Genomic DNA, 24,233 nt, shown 5'->3' on the forward strand with positions numbered 1-24,233 from the left:
CTAACATGCCCGCGGCGCCATTACTTATCGCGGGTCTGGGCAATCCCGGTGCGGAATACGCTGAAACCCGGCATAATGCCGGGTTTTGGTTTATGGATGCCCTGACGCGCGAACACAGGATCAACCTGCGTTTCGACAAGCGCAGCCAGGGCGAGATCGGCCAGCTCGATGGTGACGGCGAACGCTGCTGGTTGCTGAAACCGCAGACATTCATGAATCACAGTGGCCGTTCACTGGCCGCGCTCGCCAACTATTATAATATCCCGGCCGATCGCATCATCGTGGTCTACGACGAGATCGACCTGCCCCCGGGCACGGTGCGTTTCAAGTTCAAGGGCGGTCACGGCGGCCATAATGGCATGCGCGACATCATCCAGCATCTTGGCACGGCGGATTTCTATCGCGTCCGCGTGGGCGTCGGTCATCCCGGCGACAAGGATCGCGTTATTCCCTATGTATTGGGCCGTCCGTCGCGGGATGATCGCAAGCTGATTGATGAAAGTATCGACCGGGTGCTGACCGAGCTGCCGGGCATTCTGCGCGGCGACTACGAGAAAATCATGCACCGTCTGCATACCAAGGAATAGATCACTTATGGGTTTTCGTTGCGGTATTGTCGGTTTGCCGAATGTCGGCAAGTCGACGCTGTTCAATGCACTGACCAACGCCGGTATCGACGCGGCCAACTACCCGTTCTGTACCATCGACCCCAACGTCGGTGTCGTACCGGTCCCGGATCCGCGGCTGTACAAGCTGGCGGAGATGGTCCAGCCGAAGCAGACCGTGCCGGCGACCATGGAATTCGTCGACATCGCCGGTCTGGTCGAGGGCGCGTCCAAGGGCGAAGGGCTGGGCAACCAGTTCCTGTCACATATACGTGAGACCCAGGCGATCGCCCAGGTCGTGCGCTGTTTTGATGACGAGCAGATCGCACATGTTGCCGGTCGCGTCGATCCGATCGCCGACATCGATACCATCAACACCGAACTGTGCCTGGCGGATCTGGATACGGTTGCGCGCGCCTATGACAAGGCCGAGCGTACCGCCAAGAGCGGTGACAAGGACGCCAGGGCGCGACAGGCGTTGCTGGCACGGCTCAAGCCGCAGCTCGATGACGCGCGGCCGGTGCGCGAGATGACACTCAGCGACGACGAGCAGGTACTGCTGCGCGACTATCAGCTGCTGACCGCCAAGCCGATGCTGTACATCGCCAACGTCGAGGAAGGCGACGGCACGGGCAATGCCTGGCTGGATAAGGTGCAGGAACGTGCCGCTGCCGAAGGTTCAATTGTCGTGCCCGTGTGCGCCGCAATCGAATCAGAAATCGCCGAACTGCCGGATGCCGAACGCGATGAATTCCTGCGCGATCTTGGATTGGCGGAACCGGGCCTGAACCGAATCATCCGTGCCGGCTTTGATCTGCTCGGCCTGCAGACCTTTTTCACCGCCGGCCCCAAGGAAGTCCGCGCCTGGACCTGCCGCCGCGGCGCCAACGCGGCACAGGCCGCCGGCGTCATCCATACCGACTTCGAGCGCGGCTTCATCCGCGCGGAAGTAATCGCCTTTGACGACTACGTGCAATACAACGGCGAGCAGGGTGCCAAGGACGCCGGCAAATGGCGGCTGGAAGGCAAGGAGTACAAGGTCGCCGACGGCGATGTGATGCTGTTCCGATTTAATGTCTGAATTTGCGTGAAATCGTCATTCCGGGTACGCCGGAGACACCCTCCGTCTTCACGGCCGGCTGGAAACAATTCATTACGCCAGCAGTCGCTCGCCGCAGCCGGTTTCCAAGGGATGCAAGCCATGACCGTACAATAGAAGTCCGCAAATGCACGCAAATCAACGCGAATGAAAGGGATATGAAAGTCGGCAGTTCGGGATCTTGTCGCTTACTTTTAATTGTTCTGCGCTTAATGCGCGGAAACATGGAATCATGGTAATGATTCAGAACACGTGAAACTGACCATGCGCTGGGTATTACGCTCCAAGATCCACCAGGCCCGGGTGACCGACGGTAACGTCGATTACATCGGCAGCATCACGGTTGACAGTGATCTGCTGGACAGGACCGGCCTCTGGCCGAATGATCAGGTTCAGGTGGTGAGTAACACCTCGGGCGCCAATTTCATCACCTACGTCATTCCGGCCCCGGCCGGCAGCGGCGAGATTTGCATGAACGGCGCCGCTGCGCTGTACTGTCAGCCCGGTGAGGAGATTATCATCATGGGTTATGAACTGACCGACCGGCCGTTGACGGCGCAGGTCATCCTGGTGGATGACCGTAACCGTTTCGTGCGCTACCTCGAGGGCGGCCATGACTGATGCCGGCGACGTCGAGGCCGACCTGCGACGGCAGCTGTTGTCGACCGCACAGCGGTTGCCTATCATCGGCCTCAGCGCGGCGGCGACCGGTAACGTCAGTGTGCGCTGCGGTGACGACCTGCTGATCACGCCCAGCGGCATCGACTACGCCGAATTGCAGGCCGAAGATATGGTGCGACTGGATGCAACGGGCCGGGTCTCCGACGGCCAGCGCCGGCCATCCAGCGAATGGCGCGTCCATCGCGATCTGTACCGGGCGCGGCCGGAGTTTGGTGCTATCGTGCACAGTCATTCGGCCTGTGCGACGGCGATCGCCTGTCAGCGCCGGGCCATACCGCCGTTTCACTATATGGTGATCCGCGCCGGCGGCCATGATATCCGTTGCGCCGAGTATGCGACCTTTGGCACGCAACAGTTGTCGGATAATGTAGCCACGGCCATGGCCGGGCGCAGTGCCTGCCTGCTCGCCAACCACGGCCAGATTGCCGCCGGCCCCGACTTGCCGGGGGCATTGCGGCTGGCCTGGGAAGTCGAGGAACTGGCCCGCCAGTTTTGTTATACCCTGCAGCTGGGTGAGCCCGTGCTGCTCGACGATGCCGAGCTGGCGCGGGTCAGCGCGCAGTTCCGCGACTATGGTCAGCAGTGCTGAAAAACCGATTGCCTGCGGCCGGCGCGCCGCTGTTAATCAATGATCAGGAGTTTGTTGCATGAGTGATGCTGTTGTTGAAACCGATGTGGTAATTGTCGGTGCCGGCCCCGCGGGTTTGTTCCAGGTGTTTGAGCTTGGCCTGCTGGGGATCAAGGCGCATGTCGTTGATTCATTGCCGCATGTCGGTGGCCAGTGTGCCGAGCTGTACCCGGACAAGCCGATATACGATATTCCGGCAATCCCGGTATGCAGTGCGCAGGAACTGATCGATCGGCTCATGGAACAGATCAAGCCGTTCGAACCCAGCTTCCATCTCGGTCATGAAGTTTCGGGTCTCAAGCGGCTCGACGATCAGCGCTTCGAACTGACCACCAGTCGCGGGCAGCAGTTTGTCACGCAAACGGTCATCATTGCCGGTGGTCTGGGGGCTTTCCAGCCGCGGCCGCTGCGGGTCAAGGGGGCGGAGCAATTCAATGGTTCGCTGATTCAGTACAAGGTCAAGGATCCGGAGCGTTATCGCGACAAGACTGTGGCGATTCTCGGTGGCGGCGACTCGGCGCTGGATTGGGCGCTGGAACTCGAGAAGATTGCCAGGCGCGTCATTCTCATCCACCGGCGCAAGGAGTTCCGCGGTGCCCAGGCGTCGGTCGACAAGCTGATGCAGCTGTGTACCGAGGGTGACATCGAATTCATTCCGGCACAGATGAAGCAGGTCAATGAAGAAGAAGGCCGGTTTGCCGGTCTGACGGTGAAGCCGCTGGACAGCGACGAGTTGCAACAGGTCGATTGCGACGAGGTGCTGGTATTCTATGGCCTGTCACCGAATCTCGGTCCCATCGGCGAGTGGGGACTGAACCAGCAACGCAACCAGATCGAGGTCGATACAGAGACCTTCCAGACCAGTATCCCGGGTATTTTTGCCGTCGGTGATATCAATACCTATCCGGGCAAGAAGAAGCTCATACTGAGCGGTTTTCACGAGGGCGCGCTGGCCGCGTTTGCGGTCGACAAGTATCTGAACCCGGACAAGAAGCAGTTCCTGCAGTACACCACGACGAGCCCGGTGATGCACGAGCGTCTCGGGGTCAAGGAAACTGACGACGCCTGATGGCCAGTCCGACTGTAGTAACCAACATTTTGCGAGGAGATGGATTATGAAACCGTTGTCAGCACTGATGCTTTTCATGGTCGCATTATCCATCAGCGGCTGCGCCCTGAGTCCGCAGACCATTAATATCCAGCCGCAGGTGGCGCTTGATGATGCTGTTGCCCGGGGCGACGGGCGGACACTGGCCCTGACCGTGACCGATGAACGTAAAACCCGCGTATTGGGTACACGCGGCGGTGTTTACGCGGCAACCTCGGAGATCAGCACAGCCGCGGATATTCGCCCGGCCATCCGCGACGAGCTGGCGCGGCAGCTGGACAAGCTCGGGTTCAGGGTCGTGGATTCCGGGGCGGATGCGGACGCGGCACTGAAGGTCATTGTCGACAGCATCGAGTACCAGGCCAGTGGTGCGCCCGTGGTCAAGTCGGTGGAAACGGCGGCCACCATCCGGGTTCAGGCACGAGTGGACAATCGTGAATACTCCGGCCGCTATCGCGGTACACGAACCACGGACGTGTTCACGGCACCGGATGTCGAGGAAAATGAAGCCATGATCAATGCTGCCGTCGCGCGGGTGCTGGAACGGCTGCTGCGCGATACGGAATTACAGGACTTCCTGCGCGGCGCCTAGTCCCTGTCGTGCTCCAACAACAGGGATATTGATCCACTTCACACAATACGCATGTCCCCAGTGACGGAGGACGCCCAGGCTACGCTTTATGCCGGAGAGGCTGTATAGTTGCCGAAAAAATAAAATACAACATACGTATGGACAACACTACAACTAGAACAAGTCCATTCAGTCCCGACGAAAATGGCGACAGCGGCAATACACCGCAACGACAATCCAGCGATCAGCAGCTGCGTCTTATTGCAAACGCGCTACCGGCGCTGATTGCCTACCTCGATACCAAATACCACTACCGGTTTGTCAACAGGACCTATGCGGACTGGTTCGGCTATGAGCCGGATAAACTGGTCGGCAAGTCGGTCCGCACCGTACTGACCGCTGACCAGCTCGAGCAGCGGCTGCCGTATCTGGAACGCGCGCTGACCGGTGAAACAGTGCGTTTCGAGGCCGAGGTTGACAGTTTTAACGGTCACAAGCGGGTGCTTGTGACCTATATTCCCGACATCAACAATGCTGGCAGTGTCGTTGGTATTAATTCCCTCGTCTGGGATATCACTTCAAGCAAGGAAGCCGAGGCGTCACTGCGCAAGCTGCAGCATGATTACGCGGCGCTGATCAATTCCATTGAGGGTATCGTCTGGGAAGCCGATGCCAAAACCTTCCAGTTCACCTTCGTCAGCGCCCAGGCCGAGGCCATACTCGGCTATCCGCTGGCCGACTGGCTGTCGGAAACGGATTTCTGGAGCAACCACATTCATCCGGATGATCGCGACTGGGTGGTTCGCAGTTGCCTGGAAGCCACGGCCAATCTGCGCAACAACGATTTCGAATACCGGATGATCGCCGCTTCCGGCCAGGTGGTCTGGTTGCGCGATATCGTCACGGTCCGTGTCGAGGACGGTGTGCCCAAGCTGCGTGGTGTCATGATCGATATCACCAGCCAGAAGAAGAACGAGGAGCAACTCGAATACCTGGCGAATAACGACAGTGTAACCGGTGTGCCGAACCGGAACCTGTTGCTGGATCGCCTGGAACAGGCGTTGGCCTATAGCGGCTGGCAGAAACGCCCCATGGCGGTGGTCTGCATCAGTATCAACCGTTTCAAGCGCATCAATGAAAGTCTCGGTCATGAAGCCGGTGATGAACTGCTGCGGCAAATGGCTGCCTATCTGCGCACGATCCTGCGCGAACGCGATACCGTAGCCAGGCTGGCGGGTAATGAATTCGCATTGATACTCACGGAGATGTCCCGCGATGCCGACGTCGCGCGCATCATGCAGAAGATTTGTCACGGCCTGGAGGCGCCGTTCAGCATCGCCGATCAGGAGGTGGCCGTTGACGTCAGCGCCGGCATCAGCATGCCACCGAACGATGGCCAGCAGGCGGTCACGTTGCTCAAGCATGCCGAGTTTGCCATGCATTCAGCCAAGAAACAGCATAGCGGCGGCAACGCTTACCAGCATTACTCGGAATCGCTGGGCAGCCAGATATCCGACACGCTGGCACTCGAGAATGCGCTGCGTCGCGCTATTGAAGAGGATGAATTCGAGCTCTATTACCAGCCCCAATACGACATGGGCACGGGTCGGATCGTTGCGGTCGAGGCCCTGTTGCGCTGGCCGCGGCCGGACACCGGCGAAATGGTGATGCCTGCAACCATCATCCCGATGTGCGAAGAAAGTGGCCTGATAACACCGCTGGGATTGTGGGTACTCAGGCGCGCCTGTCGCGATTACAGCCGCTGGCAGCGTCAGAGAATCGCGCCACCACGGGTGGCGGTAAATATTTCGGCGCGACAATTCCAGGCCCAGGATCTGGTGGAAACCATCCGCGAGATACTGCAGGCGCAGCAGATGCGCGCCGCGCAGCTGGAACTGGAGCTGACCGAAAGCGTGTTGCAGACGCAAAGCGCCACCGAGCAGATGCATGCCCTGGCCGGACTGGGCATTCAGATCGCGATTGATGATTTTGGTATCGGCTATTCGTCACTCAGTTATCTGAAACACCTGCCGGTCAGTAAATTGAAGATCGATCGTTCGTTTTTGCGCGGTATTCCGGAAGACGAGGATAACAAGGCCATTGTCGAGGCCGTGATCAGCATGGCGCGCAGCCTGAAGTTACAGGTTCTGGCCGAGGGGGTCGAGAATGCCACCCAGCGGCGCTACCTGCGCGCACGCGGCTGCGACCAGGTCCAGGGCTATCTCTATAGCCGACCGCTGCCGCTGGCGGATATCGAGGCACTGTTGCAGCAAAGCGACTGACACATGCTGCGGACGTAAAAAAGCCCGGCGCGGCTGCCGGGCTTTGTGCCAGCAAGCCTGGCGTCAGTCTGCGTGTATGCGGTAGGCCTGCAACGTGCCGTCGTTCATCATCGGGATCAGAATGAGACTCTTGCCCGGGATGTATTCCAGATCGGCGCTGCCCTGATTCAAATCCAGAAGCTGTTCGGCTTCACCGCGGGGTGTGACATGCAACAACTTACCGGCCATCCAGTCGGTAACGTAAAAATCACCCTCGAGATCGACCTCGACACCGTCGAGATTGCCGATGGGGTCGCCGGAACCGATACTGCTGATGGACTTGTCGGCCAGTGCGACGGTCTTGAGGTGGCCCGGGGTGTCCGTGGCGAAACCGTCGGTCATCACGCCCCAGCTGCCGACAACAAGCTGGTCGTGCACGACCTGCAGGCCGTTCGGATTTTCCAGCTGATCGTTTTCCAGCCAGATGGAAAACACGCCGTTTTCCAGCCGGTGAATACGGTTCAGCATCATGTCGGAAACATAGATGCTGCCGTCATCGGCCGCGGCGACATCATTCAGGAACTGCGCATCTGCCACCACATAGCGGTTGAGTATCTCGCCGCTGGCAATATCGATCTCGACCAGTGTGTCGATGTCGGCGACATAGAGCCGGTCACCATGAATGGCCAGTCCCTTGGGCGCATTCAGGCCGCTGACCCAGTCACGCTGTTTGATTGTCCCGTCCATGGCAACCGTGGCGATGAAACCCTTGCCGTTCTTGGCATCAGGCTGCCCATTGACGTTGGAAACGTATAAAAGGTCACGCTGCTCGTCGTAAACGACCGACTCCGGGTTCTTGAAACCGGCCGTTTCCCAGACGGCCTCCACTTCGCCGGCATGCGCCGACACCGGCAACGGCGCCAGCATGACGGCGGTTACGATGAAAGCAACCAGTCCTGTCTTCAGCATTGGATTCTCCTGCGATGAAATGAAATTAGCGCAACACAGTTACGCGTTCTTGTAATCGAACAGTTCCGTGAGTTTGTTGCCCGGATCCGGCGCACTCATGAACGCCTCGCCGACCAGGTAGGCATTGACACCGTGCTTGCGCAGCAGGGCGACGTCGGCGGGGCTATGAATACCGCTTTCGCTGATTACGGTGCGATCATGAAATACGTCAGGCAGCAGGCCAATGGTGGTCTGGATGTCAGTGTTGAAACTGCGCAGGTCGCGGTTGTTGATACCGATCATGGGCGTGCGCAACATCAGCGCGCGCTCGAGTTCCTCGCGGTCATGCACCTCCACCAGTACGTCGAGACCGAGATCGGCTGCCAGCCAGGCCAGCTCCTGCATCGGTTGGTCCTCGAGCGCAGCGACGATCAGCAGGATGCAGTCGGCGCCGATGGCGCGCGCCTCATAGACCTGGTAGGGATCGATCACGAAATCCTTGCGCAGCACCGGCAGGCTGCAGGCGTCGCGGGCCTCGGCGAGATGCGCGTCATTGCCCTGGAAGAAATCGACGTCGGTCAGCACCGACAGGCAGGTGGCGCCGGCGGCGGCGTAGGAACGCGCGATCGCCGCCGGATCGAAATCATGACGCAGCACGCCCTTGCTTGGCGAGGCGCGCTTGATCTCGGCGATCACCGCCGCCTGGCCCTCTTCCATGCGCGTCCTGATGGCGCGGTAAAAGCCGCGTGGTGCCGGTTGATCGCGCAGCCGCGCCTGCAGGTCCTCTATGCTGGACTGGCATTGGCGTTCGCTGATTTCCTCGCCTTTGCGTGCGAGGATGCGCTTGAGGATATCCGGCGTATTCATGGCAGAAGGGCGTTTAACGGACGGTTTAGAGTTCATGACTGAGATCGATCAACTGCTTCAGTCTGGCGGCGGCGTCGCCGCTGGCGATCACCTCGCCAGCCCGGCGCACACCGGCGGCCAGATCGTTTTCCAGGCCGGCGACGTAGATGGCGGCGCCGGCGTTGAGCTGGACAATGCGGCTGGCGGCGCCGTGACTGCCGTCCAGGGCGGCGCGGAACAGTTTCAGACTGGACGCCAGGTCAACGGCGGCCAGATCGGCGGCGTCGCACGGCGCCAGATCGAAATCGGCCGGCGTGATTGAATAGCGCGAGATGGTGCCGTCTTTCAGTTCGGCAATCTCGGTGGTTGCGGCCAGGCTGATCTCGTCGAGTCCGTCGGCGGCGTGAACGACCATGACGTGGCGGCTGCCGAGCTTGTGCAGAACCTCGGCCAGGTGCTGCAGCCAGTCGCGGCTGAACACGCCGAGTACCTGGTTGGGCGCGGCAGCCGGGTTGCTCAGCGGGCCGAGCAGATTGAACAGCGTGCGCAGGCCGAGTTCCCGGCGCGGGCCGACGGCGTGTTTCATGGCACCGTGATGGCGCGGCGCGAACAGGAAACCGACGCCGATGCGATCGATGCAGGTGCCGACCTGGTCGGCCGTCAGTTCGAGATTGACGCCGGCGGCTTCCAGTACGTCGGCACTGCCGCAGGTGCTGGAGACGGCGCGGTTGCCGTGCTTGGCGACGCGGCCGCCGGCGGCCGCGACGACGAAGGCCGCCGCCGTGGATATGTTGAACGTGTTGGCGCCGTCGCCGCCGGTGCCGCAGGTATCGACCAGGTGCGTCCGGTCGCGGACCGCAACCGCGGTGGCGAGCGAGCGCATGACCTCGACCGCGGCGGTGATCTCGTCGACCGTCTCGCCCTTCATGCGCAGGGCGACCATGACGCCGGCGATCTGCGCCGGCGTCGCCTCGCCGGTCATGATCGTTTCCATGACCGCACGCATGGAGGCGCGATCCAGGTCGATGCGGTTGACCAGCTTGTCGAGGGCGGTGCGAATGTCCATGGCGATGTCGCTCAGTGCAGGTCGAGAAAGTTCTGCAGAATATCGTGGCCGTAGCTGGTCAGGATCGATTCCGGGTGGAATTGCACGCCGTAGATCGGCAGCGTCTTGTGGCGCACACCCATGATCTCGTTGATCGAGCCATCGGCCTTCTGTGTCCAGGCGGTGACTTCCAGGCAGTCCGGCAGCGAGTCCTTGTCGATGACCAGCGAGTGATAGCGCGTCGCCGTGAACGGGTTGCTGAGGCCGCGGAAGACGTCACTGTCATTATGATAAACCTCCGACGTCTTGCCATGCATGATCGCGCCGGCGTGCACGACCTTGCCGCCGAACGCCTGGCCGATGCTCTGGTGGCCGAGACAGACGCCGAGGATCGGCAGCTTGCCCTGGTACTTTTCGATCGCCGCGACCGAGATACCGGCCTCGTTGGGCGTGCACGGCCCCGGTGAAATTACCAGGCGTTCCGGTTTGAGACTGCCGATTTCGTCGACCGTTATCTGGTCGTTACGCACCACGCGCACGTCGGCACCCAGCTCGCCCAGGTACTGCACCAGGTTATAGGTGAAGGAGTCGTAATTATCGATCATCAACAGCATGGCGGTGATCCCGGTCGTACGGCTAGGTGTCGGCCAGTGTGTGCAGGCCCTGTTCGGCCAGTGCCACGGCGCGGAACATGGCACGGCGCTTGTTCAGTGTCTCTTCCCATTCAGTTTCCGGCACCGAGTCGGCGACGATGCCGCCGCCGGCCTGGATATGCAGCATTTTATCCTTGATCACCGCCGTGCGTATGGCGATCGCGGTGTCCATGTTGCCGTTCCAGGCGAGGTAGCCGACCGCGCCGGCGTAGATGCCGCGCTTGACCGGTTCCAGCTCGTCGATGATCTCCATGGCGCGGATCTTCGGCGCACCGGATACGGTACCGGCCGGAAAGGTCGCGCGCAGTACGTCGATCGCCGACAGTTCCGGCCGCAGCCGGCCGGTGACGTTGGAGACGATGTGCATGACGTGCGAGTAACGTTCGATAACCATTTTGTCGGTCAGTTGCACCGAGCCGATCTCGGCAACGCGGCCGACGTCGTTGCGGCCCAGGTCGATCAGCATCAGGTGTTCGGCCAGTTCCTTCGGATCCGCCAGCAGTTCCGACTCCAGCGCGCGGTCCTCGGCTTCGTCGGCGCCGCGCGGCCGGGTGCCGGCGATCGGCCGCACCGTGACTTCGCCGTCTTCCAGGCGCACGAGAATCTCCGGCGACGAGCCGACGATGTGAAATTCGTCGAGGTCGAAGTAGAACATGTACGGCGACGGGTTCAGCGTGCGCAGGGCGCGGTAGACGTCCAGCGGTTCCGACTGATGGCAGCGGATCGACATGCGCTGCGACGGCACCACCTGCATGACGTCGCCGTCGACGATGTACTGCTTGATGCGCTCGACCGCGTTCATGTAGCCCTCGCGCGAAAAGGTCGAGTCGAAGTCGTTCTCGTCCACGGTCACCGGCGCATGGGCGTGGCCGTAGGCCGGGCGGCTGTCGCGCAGGCGCCCGGCGATCGCATCGAGGCGTTGCTGGCCCTGGTTCAGGGCATCGTCAGTGGCCGGGTCGACGTGGATGATGATGTACAGCTTGCCGCTGAGGTTGTCGAAGACGACCACCTCGTCGGCCACCATCAGCAGGATGTCCGGCAGGTCGAGCGGGTCCGGGTTGGCGCCATCGGCCAGCCGCGGCTCGATGTAGCGCACCGTGTCGTAGCCGAAGTAGCCGACCAGACCGCCGCAGAAACGCGGCAGGTGATCGATTTCCGGGACCTTGAAGCGTGCCTGGTAGGCTTCGATCCAGGCCAGCGGATCGTCGGTCTCGACCTGCTCGATCACGTCGCCGTCACGCGTGATGGTGACGGTGTGATCGTCGACGCGCAGCAGGGTCCGCGCCGGCAGGCCGATGATCGAATAGCGGCCCCACTTCTCGCCGCCCTGAACCGACTCGAACAGGAACGAGTTCGGGCCTTCGGCCAGCTTGACGTAGGCGGACAGCGGCGTGTCCATGTCGGCCAGTACCTCGCGCAGCAGCGGGATGTGGTTGTAACCGGCAGTGGCTAGCGTGTTGAAACGATCGGCGTTCATAGGGATTCGCGGCTGAAAGTTCAGGCGGCGGCACGCGGCAATAACGCGGACAGCTCGGCCAGCGTGTCGATGACGTGGTCCGGTGCGGCCGCGCGGATGTCACGGCCGTTGTTATAGCCGTAACTGACGCCAACGATATCGACGCCGGCGGCACGTGCCGCACGGACGTCGGTGATCGAGTCACCGACCATCAGCATCTGTGTCGCCGTTACCTGCAGCTGTGCGCCGGCGTGCTGCAGCGGCAGCGGATCCGGTTTGCGCCGCGGCAGCGAGTCGCCGCTCAGGACCAGGCTGAAATGATCGTAAACGCCCAGTGCGTCCAGCAACAGATCAGTGAAACGACTGTGCTTGTTGGTGATGCAGGCCAGCTGGTAGCCGGCCGCCCGCAGTTCGTTCAGGCTGCGCTCGGCGCCCGGGTAGAAGCGACTGTGCACGCATGGCCGCGCGGCGTAGGCTTCGAGAAACACAGGCCAGCCGCGGGCCAGCAGGTCAGCATCCGGCTCGGCCGTAAGGTCGTTTGTCAGGGCGCGCCGGACCAGCCGTTCCATGCCGTTGCCGACCCAGTCACGGACCCGCGCCTCGCCGCGTGCCGGCAGGTCGAGCGCGGCCTGCATGGCATCCACCGCGGCGGCCAGGTCCGGTACGGTGTCGACCAGTGTGCCGTCGAGGTCGAAGGCGATCAGGCGCTTGGCGGTGAACACGAGGGTCATTCCGGAGTGTGGTCAGGCCGTAGCAAGTTGCTGGCGCATGGCCGCGATGGTGGCGGCGTAGTCGTTGCTGCCGAAGATCGCGGAGCCGGCAACGAAGGTGTCGGCGCCGGCGGCGGCGACTTCGGCAATGTTGTCGACCTTGATACCGCCATCAATCTCCAGGCGCACATCGCAGCCGCTGGCATCGATGAACGCGCGTGCCTCGCGCAGCTTGGCCAGCGCCGAGTGAATGAAGGACTGGCCGCCGAAGCCGGGGTTCACCGACATCAGCAAGACCATGTCGATCTTCTCAATCGTGTGTTTGAGATAGTCCAGCGGCGTTGCCGGGTTGAACACCAGGCCGGCCTTGCAGCCCTGGTCCCGGATCAGCTGCAGCGTACGGTCGATATGCTCGCTGGCCTCCGGGTGAAAGGTGATGTAGCTGGAGCCGGCGCGGGCGAATTCCGGGATCAGCGCGTCCACCGGCTTGACCATCAGGTGCGTGTCGATGGTCGCAGTGATGCCGTAATCGCGCAGCGCCTTGACGATCACCGGGCCAAACGTCAGGTTCGGCACATAGTGGTTGTCCATGACGTCGACGTGGATGAAATCGGCGCCGGCGCCGAGCACCGCCTCGGCCTCGGCGCCGAGTCGGGCCAGGTCCGCGGACAGGATGGACGGCGCGATGATGTAGTCTTGCATAGTCGTATGCTTACGGGTTGCTGAATCGTCCAAAAAAGGACCGGAAAATCCGTTTGTTGCGCCGTTATCGCGAGCAGCGGCAGGCGACCGGCGCAAAGACAGCAACTTTACCCGATCGCGCCTGTTCAGGCCAACGCCGCACCGCCATGTCTGGTACGGCACCGGGTCGCTCTCTATACTGGTCGGCCAGTTACGGGGGACCTGCCATCATGCTTTTATCCGGCCGCTTGCTGGCATTACTGCGTCTGTTCGTGCTGGCCTGCAGCCTGCTGCAGGCGCCGGGTGGATTCGCGGCCAGCGAGCGTGAACAGCAACTGGCCGAGCGTCTGGCGGCGCAAACGGGTTCGGGCGAGCAGGTCTGGCTGACCGCCGGCGATGAACCTTTCCTGGCGTTACACAACGCGGTGCTCGGCGCGCTGCCGCGCCGTGCCGTGCTGCTGGTTCACAATATGGGCGGTCACGCCGACTGGCCCGAGGTCATTGCGCCGCTGCGCCGCGGTCTGACCGAGCTGGGCTGGAGCACGCTGTCGCTGCAGATGCCGCTGCTGGCTGCCGGCGCCCTGGCCGATGACTACGGGCGTACCTTGCCAGCCGCCGGCCGGCGCATCGACAGCGGCATTGATTATCTGCGCGATCAGGGTTACGGCCAGGTCGTGCTGCTGGGGTACGGTTTCGGCGCCAGCCAGGCGCTGGCCTACCTGGCGGAAAATGACACGGCCGACGGCCTGATTCTCGTCGGTATCCTGGCGCGCGAATTCCTGCAGCCGGCGCCGGACCTGCCGGAACTGCTGGGTCGGCTGGACCAGCCGGTGCTGGATGTCTACGGCCGTAACGATTTTCCCGAGGTGATCGAGCGTGCCCAGGCCCGGCGCCGCGCCGCCACCGGCGCCTACAGTCAGCGGGCCGTCGCCGGCGCCGATCACTATTTCACGGGCCGGGAACAACGCCTGCTGGCTGTGCTCGGCAACTGGCTGAACGAGACATTCGCAGTTGCCGGCGACACATCTTATGATGGGCAGGCTGACGGCAGCGCGTCACGATTGCCGGACTAGTCATGCCGGCATGTTTCAAGGACTGGCAACAACATTAATACGCTATCAATTAAGGGGAAGACGACCATGCAAGATACAGTGGAAATGCAGCCCGAGCCGAACAAGGACGAACGTACCTGGGGCATGTTGTGCCACCTGAGTGCCTTTGCCGGCTTTATCATTCCATTCGGCGGCATCATCGCGCCGCTGATCATCTGGCTGATCAAAAAGGACGAGATGCCCTTCGTCAACGATCAGGGCAAGGAGGCAATCAATTTCCAGATCACGGTCTTTATCGCCGCACTGATCTGTTTCGTGCTGATGTTTGTCGGTATCGGCTTTCTGCTGCTGTTTGCACTGGCCATTTATGCCATCGTCATGATCATCATCGCGACCATCAAGGCGAACGAGGGCAGCTATTACCGTTATCCCCACGCCCTGCGCCTGATCAAGTAGCAGCCGTGCCGTCGGTTCATGGACCGGGCGGGGGACCGGTCCATGGCCCTAGCGGCCGTGCTGTGCCAGCGCCCAGTCGACGTGTTCGCGTACCATGGCCGAGGCGTGGTTGCGGCGTGACTCGAGTGCGCCAATGACCGCGTCGCTGGTCGGTGCGTTGCCCAACGCCACGGCGATGTTGCGCAGCCAGCAGTCATGACCGATGCGGCGGATGGCCGAACCGGCAGTTTTGCTCTGGAACGTCGCTTCATCCCAGGCGAACAGGTCGACCAGCGCAGCGCTGTCGAGACCGTGGCGAACCTCGAAATCGGCCTTGTCGCTGGGGTGGGCGAACTTGTTCCACGGGCAGATCAGCTGGCAGTCATCACAGCCGTAGATGCGGTTGCCGATCGCCTTGCGGAATTCGACCGGGATCGAACCGCGTAGCTCGATGGTCAGGTAGGAAATGCAGCGTCGCGCGTCGACCTGGTAGGGACCGACGATCGCCTGTGTCGGGCAAATGTCCATGCAGGCGGTGCAGCTGCCGCAATGATCCGTTGCAAATTCATCATCGACCGGCAGTGCCAGGTCGGTGTAGAGCTCGCCGAGAAAGAACCAGGAACCGGCCTGCGGGTGGATCAGGTTGGAGTGTTTGCCGATCCAGCCGAGCCCGGCATTGCGGGCCAGCGCCTTTTCCAGCACCGGCGCGCTGTCGGTGAAGGCACGGTAGCCGAATGTGCCGACTTCGTTCTGCAACCAGTCGGCGAGTTTCTGCAGACGGCTGCGCATGACCTTATGGTAGTCACGGCCGAGCGCGTAGCGCGAGACGTAACCGCGCTGCTTGTCCAGCAGCACCCGGTGTGGCGCCTCGGCCTGTGGCGGCAGGTAGTCCATGCGCACCGAGATGACGCGGATCGTGCCGGGTACGAGTTCGTCCGGGCGCGAACGCTTGCGGCCATGGCGGCTCATGTAATCCATCTCGCCGTGGTAGCCGGCAGCCAGCCATTTTTCCAGGTAGGCCTCGTCCCGGCTCAGGTCGACGCCGCTGATCCCCAGCGCCTGGAAACCCAGCCGCTCGGATTCGTCGCGCAGGCGCCGCGCCAGTTCCGTGCTGTTGACCGGGTTGTCGGTTGTCGGACTCATCACACCCAGTCTAATCGTTCGCGCCGATCGTGTCCGTGGTCTGCCGCCAGTTTGTTATGATGGCACTAAACCCGGGACACCGCCGCCGATGTTCGAATACCTGAATTCCTGGTACCGCCGTTATTTTTCCGATCCGCAGGCCGCGCTGATGGTCGTGCTGCTGGTCGTCAGCCTGATCATTCTGCTGACCCTGGGGACGACACTGGCGCCACTGCTGGCGGCTATCGTGCTGACCTATCTTCTCGAAGGGCCGATCCAGAGACTGGAGCGCCGCGGTCTGTCGCGTGTGTTGTCGATGAACCTGGTGTTCTTCACCTTCATCGCGTTTCTCATCTTCATCGTCCTCGGCCTGATACCGATTCTCTGGCGCCAGCTGGCACAGTTTTTCCAGGAACTGCCGCGCATGATCAACAACGGCCAGGATCTGTTGCTGCGTCTGCCGGAACTCTATCCGCAGATTGTCAGCGAAGAGCAGGTGTGGAATTTAATCAACGCCCTGCGCAGTGGTATTACCGATATCGGTTCGAACTTCCTGTCGCTGTCGCTGGCGACGATCCCGGCGGCCGTGACCATTCTCGTCTACCTGTTCCTGGTGCCGTTGATGATGTACTTCTTTCTCAAGGACAAGGCGGAGATTCTGGATTGGCTGAGTCGTTTCCTGCCGCGCGAACGGCGGCTGGTGCGCGACGTCTGGCAGGAGATGGACGCGCAAATGGGCAACTATATCCGCGGCAAGGTCTACGAGATTCTCATCGTCGGTGCCGCCGCCTACATCCTGTTTACCGTGCTGGGACTGGCGTATGCGCCATTGCTGGCGGCGTTGGTGGGGGTGTCGGTACTCATTCCCTATATCGGCGCCGCCGCGGTGACGGTGCCGGTGGCACTGGTCGGCTACTTCCAGTGGGGCTGGAGCCACGAATTCACGGTGCTGATACTCGGCTATTTCGTGCTGCAGTTTCTCGACGGCAACGTGCTGGTGCCGGTACTGTTTTCCGAGGCCAACGCCCTGCATCCGAACGCGATCATCGTTGCCATCCTGGTGTTCGGCGGTATCTGGGGCTTTTGGGGCGTGTTCTTCGCCATTCCGCTGGCGACGCTGGTAAAGGCACTGATCAATGCCTGGCCGACGACGCAGGAGCTGACCGGGCAGTCGGCCACAGCTGCCGGTGGCGATGACGCAAACAACGGCAGCTGATTCCGAAAGATCGCCATGCCCGGCCGGCCAATCAGCCGTTCGGCTGGAACTCCGCGACGATCGCGGGGCGACACAGGCGCCAGGCAATCCAGCCACACAACAGGCTCAGCGCGACGGCCAGGACGAGCGACAAGATATCCAGCCCGCTGGCGAAATCCTGCCGTGCCAGCGTGCCTGTCGCAGGCTCGCGCGCAGATTGTTGCTGCAACAGCAGTGAGGCGATATTCCAGACGATAACCAGGCCCATCAGGGCGACGAACAGGCGCCGGCCCCAGTTGCGCCGCTTCAGCAGGGCGATCGCTGCGGTCAGCGTGACCACCGCCAGCAGTAACAGGCACAGGAACAGCGTGCCGATGTGCCGGGCGGTGAAGGCGTTCGGCGCCATCTGCTGCAGTTGCTCCGCACTGAGCAGGAAATGAACGGCAATGTTCTGCATGACGGCAATAAATGTTGCAAAGCCGCCAAGCACGATGAAGACCCAGGCGACCACGCTGACGAAAGCTGAGCGTTGTGTGTGCGAGTTGACTGGTGACGGGTGATTAGTGATCGACAAGGTTCGACTCCTGTGGGAGTGCATTAACTAACAGCGCGTAGCGCCCCTTCAATCCCTCCCCCGTCAAGGGGGAGGGAATATGACTTGGTGGCTGGTTAATTGGTTATCGAAATTGAATTGTTTCTTGACATCGAAACAAGGTCGCTCACGTTTTTTTAGTCACCAGTCACCATCAAAGCATCTCGCTGGCGAAGTCGGCCAGTCGCGAGCGTTCGCCGCGCGCCAGCGTGATGTGGCCGCTGTGCAGCCAGTCGCGGAAGCGCTCGACGACAAAAGTCAGGCCCGAGGTCGTTTCCGACAGGTAAGGGGTGTCGATCTGGCTGATGTTGCCGAGGCAGACGATCTTGCTGCCCGGACCGGCGCGCGTGATCAGCGTCTTCATCTGTTTCGACGTCAGGTTCTGCGCCTCGTCGAGGATTATGTAGCGGTTGAGGAAGGTACGCCCGCGCATGAAGTTCAGCGACCTGAGCTTGATGCGTTTCTGGATGAGGTCGTCGGTGGCGGCGCGGCCCCACTCGCCACCTACCTCCGACTGCGTCAGCACTTCCAGGTTGTCCATCAGTGCGCCCATCCACGGCGCCATTTTTTCTTCCTCGGTACCGGGCAGGAAACCGATGTCCTCGCCGACCGGGATGGTTACGCGGGTAATGATGATCTCGCGGTAGCGGCGCGTGTCGAGGGTTTGCTGCAGACCGGCGGCGAGCGCCAGCAGGGTCTTGCCGGTGCCGGCGGCGCCGAGCAGGGAGACGATATCGACCTCCGGGTCCAGCAGCAGGTTGAGTGCAAAGTTCTGTTCCGTGTTGCGCGCGTTGATGCCCCAGACCGAGTTGTGTCCCTTGCGGTAGTCGGTTGCCAGCTGCACGGTCGTGCCGTCGGTGTCGTGGTCCTTGACGATGGCTTCGAACTGTTCTTCGCCCTCGGTATACAGACATTGCTGGCTGTGCGGTCGTTCCACCAGCGGTGTCTTGAAACGGTAGTAGGTGCGTTCACCCTGCTGCCAGGACTCCAGGTTGCGGCCGTGCTCGGCCCAGAAGTCGCCGTCGATGCGGGCGACGCCGGTGTACAGCAGGTCGGCATCGTCCAGCACTTTGTCGTTGTAGTAATCCTCGGCCTGGATGCCGAGCACGCGCGCCTTGATGCGCAGATTGATGTCCTTCGACACCAGCGTGACCAGGCGATCCTGGCGTGTCTCCTGCAGTGACAGGGTGGTCGCGAGGATGGAATTGTCGACGTTCTTGCCCGGCAGGTAGGCCGGTAGTTCATTGGCCAGGTTGTGGGTCTGCAGATATAGGCGACCGGCCGGTGGCAGCGGCTGGTCGTCGTGGCCGTTACCATTGCCATTACACGGGCCGGGTAACGGCAGACCCTCGTCAATGCGTTCCTTGTCGGCGTTGCCGATCAGATCGTCGAGGAAGCGACTGACCTGGCGGACGTTGCGTGCGACCTCGGAAACTCCTTTTTTGCCGGCATCAAGTTCCTCGAGTACCACCATCGGCAGGAACAGGTCGTGTTCCTGGAAGCGGAACAGGGCGGTCGGATCATGCATGAGCACATTGGTGTCGAGTACGAACAAACGCAGACTATCGGCGTCGGACATCTGGGCGGATCCCCCGTTAGATTGATTTGACGGCTTCAAGAACCTCCGCGACGTGACCATCGACCTTGACCTTGCGCCATTCCTGTCGCAATACGCCGGTTTCGTCGATGAGGAAGGTGCTGCGCTCGATGCCCATCACTTTCTTGCCGTACATGTTCTTTTCCTTGAGTACATCGAACATGCGACAGAGCTCTTCCTCGCTGTCCGATAACAACTCGAACGGAAAGCATTGCTTGTCCTTGAATTTTTCATGCGACTGGATGCTGTCGCGCGAGACACCGAGAATGACGGCGTTGTGGCTGATGAACTTGCGCATGTTGTCGCGAAAATCCTGACCTTCGGTGGTGCAACCCGGGGTGTTGTCCTTGGGGTAGAAGTACAGTACCAGTTTGTGACCCTTGAGATCCTTGAGACTGATTTCCTGATCACCGGTGGCTGGCAGTTTGAAATCGGGAACTTTTTTGCCGACTTTGACTTGGCTCATGGTTGTATTGTCCGCGATTGTGAATGAATGTATTTGGTCGTTGTTCTATTTGACAGGTTCCATGATGGCATCGAGATTGAGTTGATCGCAGAAATCCATGAAGTCGCCGCGCAGCGCGGCGATGGACACATCCGTGGGTATGTTGATGGTCATGTGCAGCGACAACATCGGTGTGCCGGTGTTCGCCGCGCTGTAGCTGTTGCTGTAGAGCGCCTGGATATTGATGTTGTTGTTGGCGATGAACTTGGTGATGTCATGAACAACACCGGGCTGATCGAAGGCGACCACATCGATGGCATACGGCATCAGGGTCTGCTTCGGTCGTTCCGGACGGCTGCGGGTCGAGGTGATCGTCAGCTGCAGGCGCTCTTCCAGCCGTGGCAACAGATCCTCCATCTTGGCGATGGCGTCCCAGGAGCCGGTAAGCATGAGGATCATGGCCAGACGGTCACCGAGCGCCGCCATGCGCGATTCGGCGATGCTGCAGCCGCTATCCTTGATGGAACGGGTGAAATGTTCGATGAGCCGGGGGTCGTGGTCGCCGAGGGCGGTGATAACCAGATAATTCTGCATGGACTGTGTTTGATAGAGCCGGGCGGCTGAAACGGGCCGGTACAGCGTTTAACCGGCATTGTCTTGATTTGGCCGGCGAGCCGCAAGCATATTTTTCCGCGGCGGCCGGCCGCCGCGGAAGTGCCATTTTGCCTTGTCTAATGCGGACGTGCTCAGTACCATAGACCTTTGTTTCCCCAGTTACACGTACCCTAAAGGTTAGAAGTCTGCATGTTTAAAGGCAGCATGGTTGCTATTGCCACGCCGATGCAAGCCGGCGTCGCCCCCGATACTGCGCTGGACCCGGACGCCATGGCGCAGCTGGTTGAATTCCATATAGAAAATGGCACTGACGCGATCGTCGCCGTCGGCACCACCGGCGAATCGGCGACGCTCGACGAGACCGAGCACGGCACTGTCATCAGGCAGGTGGTCGAGCAGGTGAACGGCCGTGTGCCGGTTATCGCCGGCACCGGCGCCAATTCGACCACTGAGGCCATGCGCCTGACCCGCCACGCGCGCGACGTCGGCGCCGATGCCTGCCTGCTGGTGACGCCGTACTACAACAAGCCGACCCAGGAAGGCCTGTACCAGCACTACCGCACCGTTGCCGAGAGCGTCGACATCCCACAGATCCTCTACAATGTGCCGGGCCGCACCGCCTGTGACATGCAGCCGGAAACCGTCGGCCGGCTGGCGCAAATCGACAATATTGTCGGTCTCAAGGACGCCAACACCGATCTGGACCGGGTCCGGAAGATGCGCGAGCTGTGCGGCGACGACTTCATGCTGGTCAGCGGCGATGACGCCACGGCCATGGATTTCATGCTCGCCGGCGGCGATGGCGTCATTTCGGTGACCGCCAATGTCGTGCCGAAAGCCATGCACGACCTGTGTGTCGCCGCCACGGCAGGCGATAGCGTGGCCGCCGCTGAAATCAACAAGTCTATCGAGAAGCTGAACCAGGATTTGTTTATCGAATCCAATCCCATCCCCGTCAAATGGGCATTGCACCGTATGGGGCTCATTCAGCCCGGCATTCGCCTGCCGCTGACCTGGTTATCGGCCAATTACCAGCCGGTCGTGACCGAGGCCATGCGCGAAGCCGGCCTGCTCAACTGAAATGATGACTATGTATCGATTGAAAAGCCTAGTTTGCATCCTGCCGCTGATACTACTCGCGGGCTGCCAATTTCTGCCCAACCTCGACAACGTGCTGCCCGACCAGCGCGAATCCTATCGCGAGGCACGCGACATGCCGCCGCTCGAGGTGCCGCCGGACCTGACCCGCGAGCGCATCAACGACAGCATGGCCATCCCCGGCGAGGAGGATGATCCGAATACGCTGTCGGCCTATGAACGCCGGCAGCAAGCGGGTGGCTCGGGGAGCAGCCTGAGCTCCGCCATGGCCGACGAGCAGACGGTGGTCGTGCAGGGTGACAAGCGCAGCGTCTGGCCGGAACTGGCGGCGTTCTGGAGCGAGCAGGGCCACGAACTGGCACTGAACGATGTCGAGCTGGGCGTGCTGGAAACCGCCTGGTCACAGCCGCAAACGGGTGCCGAGGGTGAAGTGCGCGAACGCTATCGCATCTTCGCTGAGCCGGGTAACGACGCCGATACCACGCTGCTATTCGTCTCCCAGGAGCAGCAGCAGCGCGCCAGCGCCGGCGATGAATGGCTGGATGTCGGCGGCGACGCCGAGGCGCGCGAGCGCATGGCGGCGGATCTGAACAGCTATTTCGGCGGCAGCGGCGGCCAGCAGGTGGCAGCCGCCGGTGGCGACAGCAGTGCGGCGTCCGGCGGTAGTAGCGGTTCCGGCGGGCGGAGCGAGAGTATCGCCCGGGCCGAAATCAGCAACAATGATGACGGCCAGGTTTACATGTCTCTGCCGAACGACTTCGACACGGCCTGGGATCGAATCGGCTCGGCACTGATTGATGTCGGCATGGAAATTCGTTCCAGTGACGCTGACGCCGGCGAGTACCTAGTGGCCTATCAGCCGCCGGAAGAGGAAGACAAGGGCTGGTTCGACGCACTCAAGTTCTGGAGCAGTGGTGACGAGCCCGAGATCTACCGGATCAGCCTGACCGCCGACGCCGACCGTACCGAGCTGATTCTGCGCGACGAGGACGGCGACTGGCTGTCGGACGACAACGCCCGCAACCTGCTGTATCGCATCCAGCAGCGGTACAATCGCTGAGGTGCGGCGCTTCGCGCATAGCGCGCGTATCTCGTCGTTCGTGAGGGCTGCGCCCGTATCTCGTCGCTCGTGAAGCGTATCTCGCGGGTGAAATTCGGCCTTGACAGTATGGCCCTGGCGGTCAGGCTTCGTTGACAAACGAGATACGAGATACGAGATACGAGATACGAGATACGAGATACGAGATACGAGATACGAGATACGAGATACGAAGCTCGCTTACTTTCTCCGTCTTGACCGGCGTTCCCAGCGTGGCGGGTTCTTGCGCCCGGCGTAGGGGTTTTCACCCTGCTTGAATTCCAGCAGTAGCGGCATACCTTCCAGTTGTAACTGTTCCCGCAGTGATCGGGCCAGATAGCGCTTGTAGTGATGCGGCAGGTGCTCGACCTGGTTGCCGTGGACGATTACGCGCAATGGCCGGCGGCCGCCCAGGTGGGCGTAGCGCAGTTTGATGCGGCGGCCGCGCACCAGCGGCGGTTGGTGTGCCTCCAGGGCGCGTTCCATGCAGCTGGTCAGAAGCGCGGTATTCAGCGGCATGTCGAACAGTTCGCCGATGTGCGCGGCACTGGCGAACATTTCACCGACACCGCTGCCGTGCAGCGCCGAGATGAAATGCACGCGGGCGTAGTCGGCAAACACCAGCCGCTGATCCAGCTGGGCCTGCACCTGCTGACGCTGGTCCGGTCCCAGCCCGTCCCACTTGTTGATCGCGATGATGATCGCCTTGCCGCGGTCGACGGCCATGCCCAGCAAATGGGCGTCCTGCTCGGTGATGCCGGTGTGTGCGTCGACCACCAGGATCACCAGATCGGCACTGTCGATCGCTTTCAGGGTGCGGATGACGCTGATTTTTTCCAGTGCCTCGCTGACCTGGGATCGCCGCCGCACGCCGGCGGTGTCGATGAGCGTGTAACGGCGGCCGTCGCGCTCCAGCTGTGCATCGATACTGTCGCGGGTTGTGCCGGGGCGGTCGAAAGTGAGCATGCGTTCCTCGCCCAGCAGTCGGTTGATCAGGGTCGACTTGCCGGCGTTCGGCCGGCCGAGCACGGCGATGCTCAGTTCGCCGGGGCGGTCGGCATCGGCGGCTGCGCTGTCGGCGGCGGGCAGGGTGGAGAACAGCGTGTCCAGCAGTCGCGGTATGCCGCTGCCGCGCTGCGCCGACACCGCCAGCGGCTCGCCGACGCCGAGCTGATAGAACTCGGCGCAGGCCAGTTCCGAGTCCGTGCCTTCGGTCTTGTTGACGACCAGCCGCAGCCGCTCGCCCAGCGGCCGCAACTGCCCGGCCAGTTCCTGTTCCTCGACCGTGGGTCCGGTCCGGCCGTCGACCAGCCACAGGACCAAGTCAGCCTCGTGCACCGCCTGCAGGCTGTGTGCCGTGACCCGCTCGGCCAGCGCCGGATCCTCGGCGGCGGCGTGGCCGAGACCGCCGGTGTCGACGAGCAGGCAGCGCTGCTGACCGTGCCGGATCTCGCCGGCAATGCGATCGCGGGTCACACCGGGCTGGTCGTCGACCAGCGCCCGGTCGCTGTTGGTCAGGCGGTTAAAGAGGGTGGATTTGCCGACGTTGGGTCGGCCGACAATAACGACGACGGCGGTCATTGCGGTCGTATCTCGTATCTCGTCATGCGTATCTCGTTAGTCAAGCCGGCTTGTAAAAGCCAATGTGAAGCAGTTCGCATGAACGCAAAATACCACAATCTTGCGTTTGCGCCCGTCGGTGTCGAGATACG

At 61.6% G+C, this 24,233-nt stretch carries 25 protein-coding genes; 12 read left to right on the forward strand and 13 right to left on the reverse strand.

Features of this window, described 5'->3' with window-relative positions; translation table 11 throughout:
* Window positions 1-5: 5 nt before the first annotated feature.
* The 7 genes from pth (at window position 6) to J2T55_RS00480 (ending at window position 6,974) form a co-directional block, all read left to right on the forward strand.
* Entirely contained in the window at window positions 6-587 is a 582-nt protein-coding gene (pth, locus tag J2T55_RS00450; protein ID WP_259053419.1) for an aminoacyl-tRNA hydrolase, read from the forward strand.
* A 7-nt stretch (window positions 588-594) separates the two neighbouring features.
* Window positions 595-1,686, forward strand: coding sequence for a redox-regulated ATPase YchF (gene ychF / locus J2T55_RS00455; protein ID WP_259053421.1), 1,092 nt, complete (start codon window positions 595-597; stop codon window positions 1,684-1,686).
* Between the two features lie 270 nt (window positions 1,687-1,956).
* Entirely contained in the window at window positions 1,957-2,325 is a 369-nt protein-coding gene (locus tag J2T55_RS00460; protein ID WP_310521953.1) for an aspartate 1-decarboxylase, read from the forward strand.
* Window positions 2,318-2,974, forward strand: a complete 657-nt coding sequence (locus tag J2T55_RS00465) for a class II aldolase/adducin family protein (RefSeq protein WP_259053424.1) — start codon at window positions 2,318-2,320, stop codon at window positions 2,972-2,974. The genes J2T55_RS00460 and J2T55_RS00465 overlap by 8 nt, the downstream gene beginning before the upstream one ends.
* Window positions 2,975-3,032: 58 nt before the next feature.
* The gene (locus tag J2T55_RS00470) at window positions 3,033-4,082 is read left to right on the forward strand and encodes an NAD(P)/FAD-dependent oxidoreductase (protein WP_259053427.1); all 1,050 of its coding nucleotides are present in this window, start codon (window positions 3,033-3,035) and stop codon (window positions 4,080-4,082) included.
* Window positions 4,083-4,128: 46 nt separating this feature from the next.
* Complete coding sequence (locus J2T55_RS00475; protein ID WP_259053431.1) at window positions 4,129-4,713, forward strand: YajG family lipoprotein; 585 nt, start codon at window positions 4,129-4,131, stop codon at window positions 4,711-4,713.
* Window positions 4,714-4,850: 137 nt separating this feature from the next.
* Complete coding sequence (locus J2T55_RS00480) at window positions 4,851-6,974, forward strand: putative bifunctional diguanylate cyclase/phosphodiesterase (RefSeq protein ID WP_259053434.1); 2,124 nt, start codon at window positions 4,851-4,853, stop codon at window positions 6,972-6,974.
* A 63-nt stretch (window positions 6,975-7,037) separates the two neighbouring features.
* Here J2T55_RS00480 and J2T55_RS00485 read toward each other — a convergent pair whose 3' ends face one another.
* Genes J2T55_RS00485 through rpe form a run of 7 tightly spaced genes read right to left on the reverse strand, consistent with a single transcriptional unit; the run spans window position 7,038 to window position 13,313 of the window.
* The gene (locus J2T55_RS00485) at window positions 7,038-7,922 is read right to left on the reverse strand and encodes an SMP-30/gluconolactonase/LRE family protein (RefSeq protein ID WP_259053437.1); all 885 of its coding nucleotides are present in this window, start codon (window positions 7,920-7,922) and stop codon (window positions 7,038-7,040) included.
* 39 nt (window positions 7,923-7,961) lie between these two features.
* A complete protein-coding gene (gene trpC, locus J2T55_RS00490; RefSeq protein WP_259053440.1) occupies window positions 7,962-8,768 on the reverse strand; it encodes an indole-3-glycerol phosphate synthase TrpC in 807 nt (268 codons plus the stop codon).
* Between the two features lie 25 nt (window positions 8,769-8,793).
* Entirely contained in the window at window positions 8,794-9,813 is a 1,020-nt protein-coding gene (gene trpD / locus J2T55_RS00495; protein WP_259053443.1) for an anthranilate phosphoribosyltransferase, read from the reverse strand.
* Between the two features lie 11 nt (window positions 9,814-9,824).
* Entirely contained in the window at window positions 9,825-10,406 is a 582-nt protein-coding gene (locus J2T55_RS00500; protein WP_259053444.1) for an anthranilate synthase component II, read from the reverse strand.
* A 22-nt stretch (window positions 10,407-10,428) separates the two neighbouring features.
* Complete coding sequence (gene trpE / locus J2T55_RS00505; protein ID WP_259053446.1) at window positions 10,429-11,922, reverse strand: anthranilate synthase component I; 1,494 nt, start codon at window positions 11,920-11,922, stop codon at window positions 10,429-10,431.
* Between the two features lie 20 nt (window positions 11,923-11,942).
* Window positions 11,943-12,632 carry a phosphoglycolate phosphatase gene (locus tag J2T55_RS00510; protein ID WP_259053448.1) on the reverse strand — a complete coding sequence of 230 codons (690 nt, stop codon included), beginning with the start codon at window positions 12,630-12,632 and terminating at the stop codon, window positions 11,943-11,945.
* 12 nt (window positions 12,633-12,644) lie between these two features.
* A complete protein-coding gene (gene rpe / locus J2T55_RS00515) occupies window positions 12,645-13,313 on the reverse strand; it encodes a ribulose-phosphate 3-epimerase (RefSeq protein WP_259053449.1) in 669 nt (222 codons plus the stop codon).
* A gap of 209 nt (window positions 13,314-13,522) precedes the next feature.
* Between rpe and J2T55_RS00520 the strand changes: the two genes are divergently transcribed.
* Both J2T55_RS00520 and J2T55_RS00525 read left to right on the forward strand, forming a co-directional pair.
* Window positions 13,523-14,365, forward strand: a complete 843-nt coding sequence (locus J2T55_RS00520; protein WP_259053451.1) for an alpha/beta hydrolase family protein — start codon at window positions 13,523-13,525, stop codon at window positions 14,363-14,365.
* 66 nt (window positions 14,366-14,431) lie between these two features.
* On the forward strand, window positions 14,432-14,800 hold the full coding sequence (locus J2T55_RS00525) for a DUF4870 domain-containing protein (protein WP_259053453.1): 369 nt from the start codon (window positions 14,432-14,434) through the stop codon (window positions 14,798-14,800).
* Window positions 14,801-14,848: 48 nt separating this feature from the next.
* Here J2T55_RS00525 and queG read toward each other — a convergent pair whose 3' ends face one another.
* Window positions 14,849-15,922: a tRNA epoxyqueuosine(34) reductase QueG gene (queG, locus tag J2T55_RS00530; RefSeq protein WP_259053456.1), complete on the reverse strand. Its 1,074-nt coding sequence runs from the start codon at window positions 15,920-15,922 to the stop codon at window positions 14,849-14,851.
* Between the two features lie 88 nt (window positions 15,923-16,010).
* Here queG and J2T55_RS00535 point away from each other — a divergent pair, with 88 nt between their 5' ends.
* Window positions 16,011-17,117 carry an AI-2E family transporter gene (locus tag J2T55_RS00535; RefSeq protein WP_259053459.1) on the forward strand — a complete coding sequence of 369 codons (1,107 nt, stop codon included), beginning with the start codon at window positions 16,011-16,013 and terminating at the stop codon, window positions 17,115-17,117.
* 31 nt (window positions 17,118-17,148) lie between these two features.
* On the opposite strand, the gene J2T55_RS00540 is transcribed toward J2T55_RS00535, so the two are convergent.
* The 4 genes from J2T55_RS00540 to J2T55_RS00555 form a co-directional block, all read right to left on the reverse strand.
* Complete coding sequence (locus J2T55_RS00540) at window positions 17,149-17,670, reverse strand: hypothetical protein (protein WP_259053461.1); 522 nt, start codon at window positions 17,668-17,670, stop codon at window positions 17,149-17,151.
* A gap of 172 nt (window positions 17,671-17,842) precedes the next feature.
* On the reverse strand, window positions 17,843-19,267 hold the full coding sequence (locus J2T55_RS00545; RefSeq protein ID WP_259053462.1) for a PhoH family protein: 1,425 nt from the start codon (window positions 19,265-19,267) through the stop codon (window positions 17,843-17,845).
* Window positions 19,268-19,283: 16 nt separating this feature from the next.
* Complete coding sequence (locus J2T55_RS00550) at window positions 19,284-19,751, reverse strand: peroxiredoxin (protein ID WP_259053464.1); 468 nt, start codon at window positions 19,749-19,751, stop codon at window positions 19,284-19,286.
* A 45-nt stretch (window positions 19,752-19,796) separates the two neighbouring features.
* Window positions 19,797-20,324: a glycine cleavage system protein R gene (locus tag J2T55_RS00555; protein ID WP_259053466.1), complete on the reverse strand. Its 528-nt coding sequence runs from the start codon at window positions 20,322-20,324 to the stop codon at window positions 19,797-19,799.
* Window positions 20,325-20,534: 210 nt separating this feature from the next.
* Between J2T55_RS00555 and dapA the strand changes: the two genes are divergently transcribed.
* Both dapA and bamC read left to right on the forward strand, forming a co-directional pair.
* A complete protein-coding gene (dapA, locus tag J2T55_RS00560) occupies window positions 20,535-21,425 on the forward strand; it encodes a 4-hydroxy-tetrahydrodipicolinate synthase (protein WP_259053468.1) in 891 nt (296 codons plus the stop codon).
* Between the two features lie 10 nt (window positions 21,426-21,435).
* On the forward strand, window positions 21,436-22,503 hold the full coding sequence (bamC, locus tag J2T55_RS00565; protein ID WP_259053470.1) for an outer membrane protein assembly factor BamC: 1,068 nt from the start codon (window positions 21,436-21,438) through the stop codon (window positions 22,501-22,503).
* Window positions 22,504-22,722: 219 nt separating this feature from the next.
* Here the strand turns inward: bamC and der are convergent, their stop codons facing one another.
* Window positions 22,723-24,102, reverse strand: coding sequence for a ribosome biogenesis GTPase Der (gene der, locus J2T55_RS00570; protein ID WP_259053472.1), 1,380 nt, complete (start codon window positions 24,100-24,102; stop codon window positions 22,723-22,725).
* Between the last annotated feature and the right edge of the window lie 131 nt (window positions 24,103-24,233).

Origin of the sequence: Methylohalomonas lacus, from assembly GCF_024808875.1 — a bacterium.
GTDB classification, from domain to species: Bacteria; Pseudomonadota; Gammaproteobacteria; order Methylohalomonadales; family Methylohalomonadaceae; genus Methylohalomonas; species Methylohalomonas lacus.

Excerpts from the sequence above, each read along its gene's own strand:
- der (WP_259053472.1), bottom strand. The coding sequence starts at position 24,102 with ATGACCGCCGTCGTCGTTATTGTCGGCCGACCCAACGTCGGCAAATCC.
- J2T55_RS00510 (WP_259053448.1), bottom strand. The coding sequence starts at position 12,632 with ATGACCCTCGTGTTCACCGCCAAGCGCCTGATCGCCTTCGACCTCGAC.
- J2T55_RS00465 (WP_259053424.1), top strand. The coding sequence starts at position 2,318 with ATGACTGATGCCGGCGACGTCGAGGCCGACCTGCGACGGCAGCTGTTG.
- J2T55_RS00485 (WP_259053437.1), bottom strand. The coding sequence starts at position 7,922 with ATGCTGAAGACAGGACTGGTTGCTTTCATCGTAACCGCCGTCATGCTG.
- dapA (WP_259053468.1), top strand. The coding sequence starts at position 20,535 with ATGTTTAAAGGCAGCATGGTTGCTATTGCCACGCCGATGCAAGCCGGC.
- bamC (WP_259053470.1), top strand. The coding sequence starts at position 21,436 with ATGTATCGATTGAAAAGCCTAGTTTGCATCCTGCCGCTGATACTACTC.
- J2T55_RS00555 (WP_259053466.1), bottom strand. The coding sequence starts at position 20,324 with ATGCAGAATTATCTGGTTATCACCGCCCTCGGCGACCACGACCCCCGG.
- queG (WP_259053456.1), bottom strand. The coding sequence starts at position 15,922 with ATGAGTCCGACAACCGACAACCCGGTCAACAGCACGGAACTGGCGCGG.
- J2T55_RS00470 (WP_259053427.1), top strand. The coding sequence starts at position 3,033 with ATGAGTGATGCTGTTGTTGAAACCGATGTGGTAATTGTCGGTGCCGGC.
- J2T55_RS00525 (WP_259053453.1), top strand. The coding sequence starts at position 14,432 with ATGCAAGATACAGTGGAAATGCAGCCCGAGCCGAACAAGGACGAACGT.
- pth (WP_259053419.1), top strand. The coding sequence starts at position 6 with ATGCCCGCGGCGCCATTACTTATCGCGGGTCTGGGCAATCCCGGTGCG.
- trpC (WP_259053440.1), bottom strand. The coding sequence starts at position 8,768 with ATGAATACGCCGGATATCCTCAAGCGCATCCTCGCACGCAAAGGCGAG.
- ychF (WP_259053421.1), top strand. The coding sequence starts at position 595 with ATGGGTTTTCGTTGCGGTATTGTCGGTTTGCCGAATGTCGGCAAGTCG.
- J2T55_RS00500 (WP_259053444.1), bottom strand. The coding sequence starts at position 10,406 with ATGCTGTTGATGATCGATAATTACGACTCCTTCACCTATAACCTGGTG.
- J2T55_RS00480 (WP_259053434.1), top strand. The coding sequence starts at position 4,851 with ATGGACAACACTACAACTAGAACAAGTCCATTCAGTCCCGACGAAAAT.
- trpE (WP_259053446.1), bottom strand. The coding sequence starts at position 11,922 with ATGAACGCCGATCGTTTCAACACGCTAGCCACTGCCGGTTACAACCAC.
- J2T55_RS00520 (WP_259053451.1), top strand. The coding sequence starts at position 13,523 with ATGCTTTTATCCGGCCGCTTGCTGGCATTACTGCGTCTGTTCGTGCTG.
- J2T55_RS00550 (WP_259053464.1), bottom strand. The coding sequence starts at position 19,751 with ATGAGCCAAGTCAAAGTCGGCAAAAAAGTTCCCGATTTCAAACTGCCA.
- J2T55_RS00475 (WP_259053431.1), top strand. The coding sequence starts at position 4,129 with ATGAAACCGTTGTCAGCACTGATGCTTTTCATGGTCGCATTATCCATC.
- rpe (WP_259053449.1), bottom strand. The coding sequence starts at position 13,313 with ATGCAAGACTACATCATCGCGCCGTCCATCCTGTCCGCGGACCTGGCC.
- J2T55_RS00535 (WP_259053459.1), top strand. The coding sequence starts at position 16,011 with ATGTTCGAATACCTGAATTCCTGGTACCGCCGTTATTTTTCCGATCCG.
- trpD (WP_259053443.1), bottom strand. The coding sequence starts at position 9,813 with ATGGACATTCGCACCGCCCTCGACAAGCTGGTCAACCGCATCGACCTG.
- J2T55_RS00545 (WP_259053462.1), bottom strand. The coding sequence starts at position 19,267 with ATGTCCGACGCCGATAGTCTGCGTTTGTTCGTACTCGACACCAATGTG.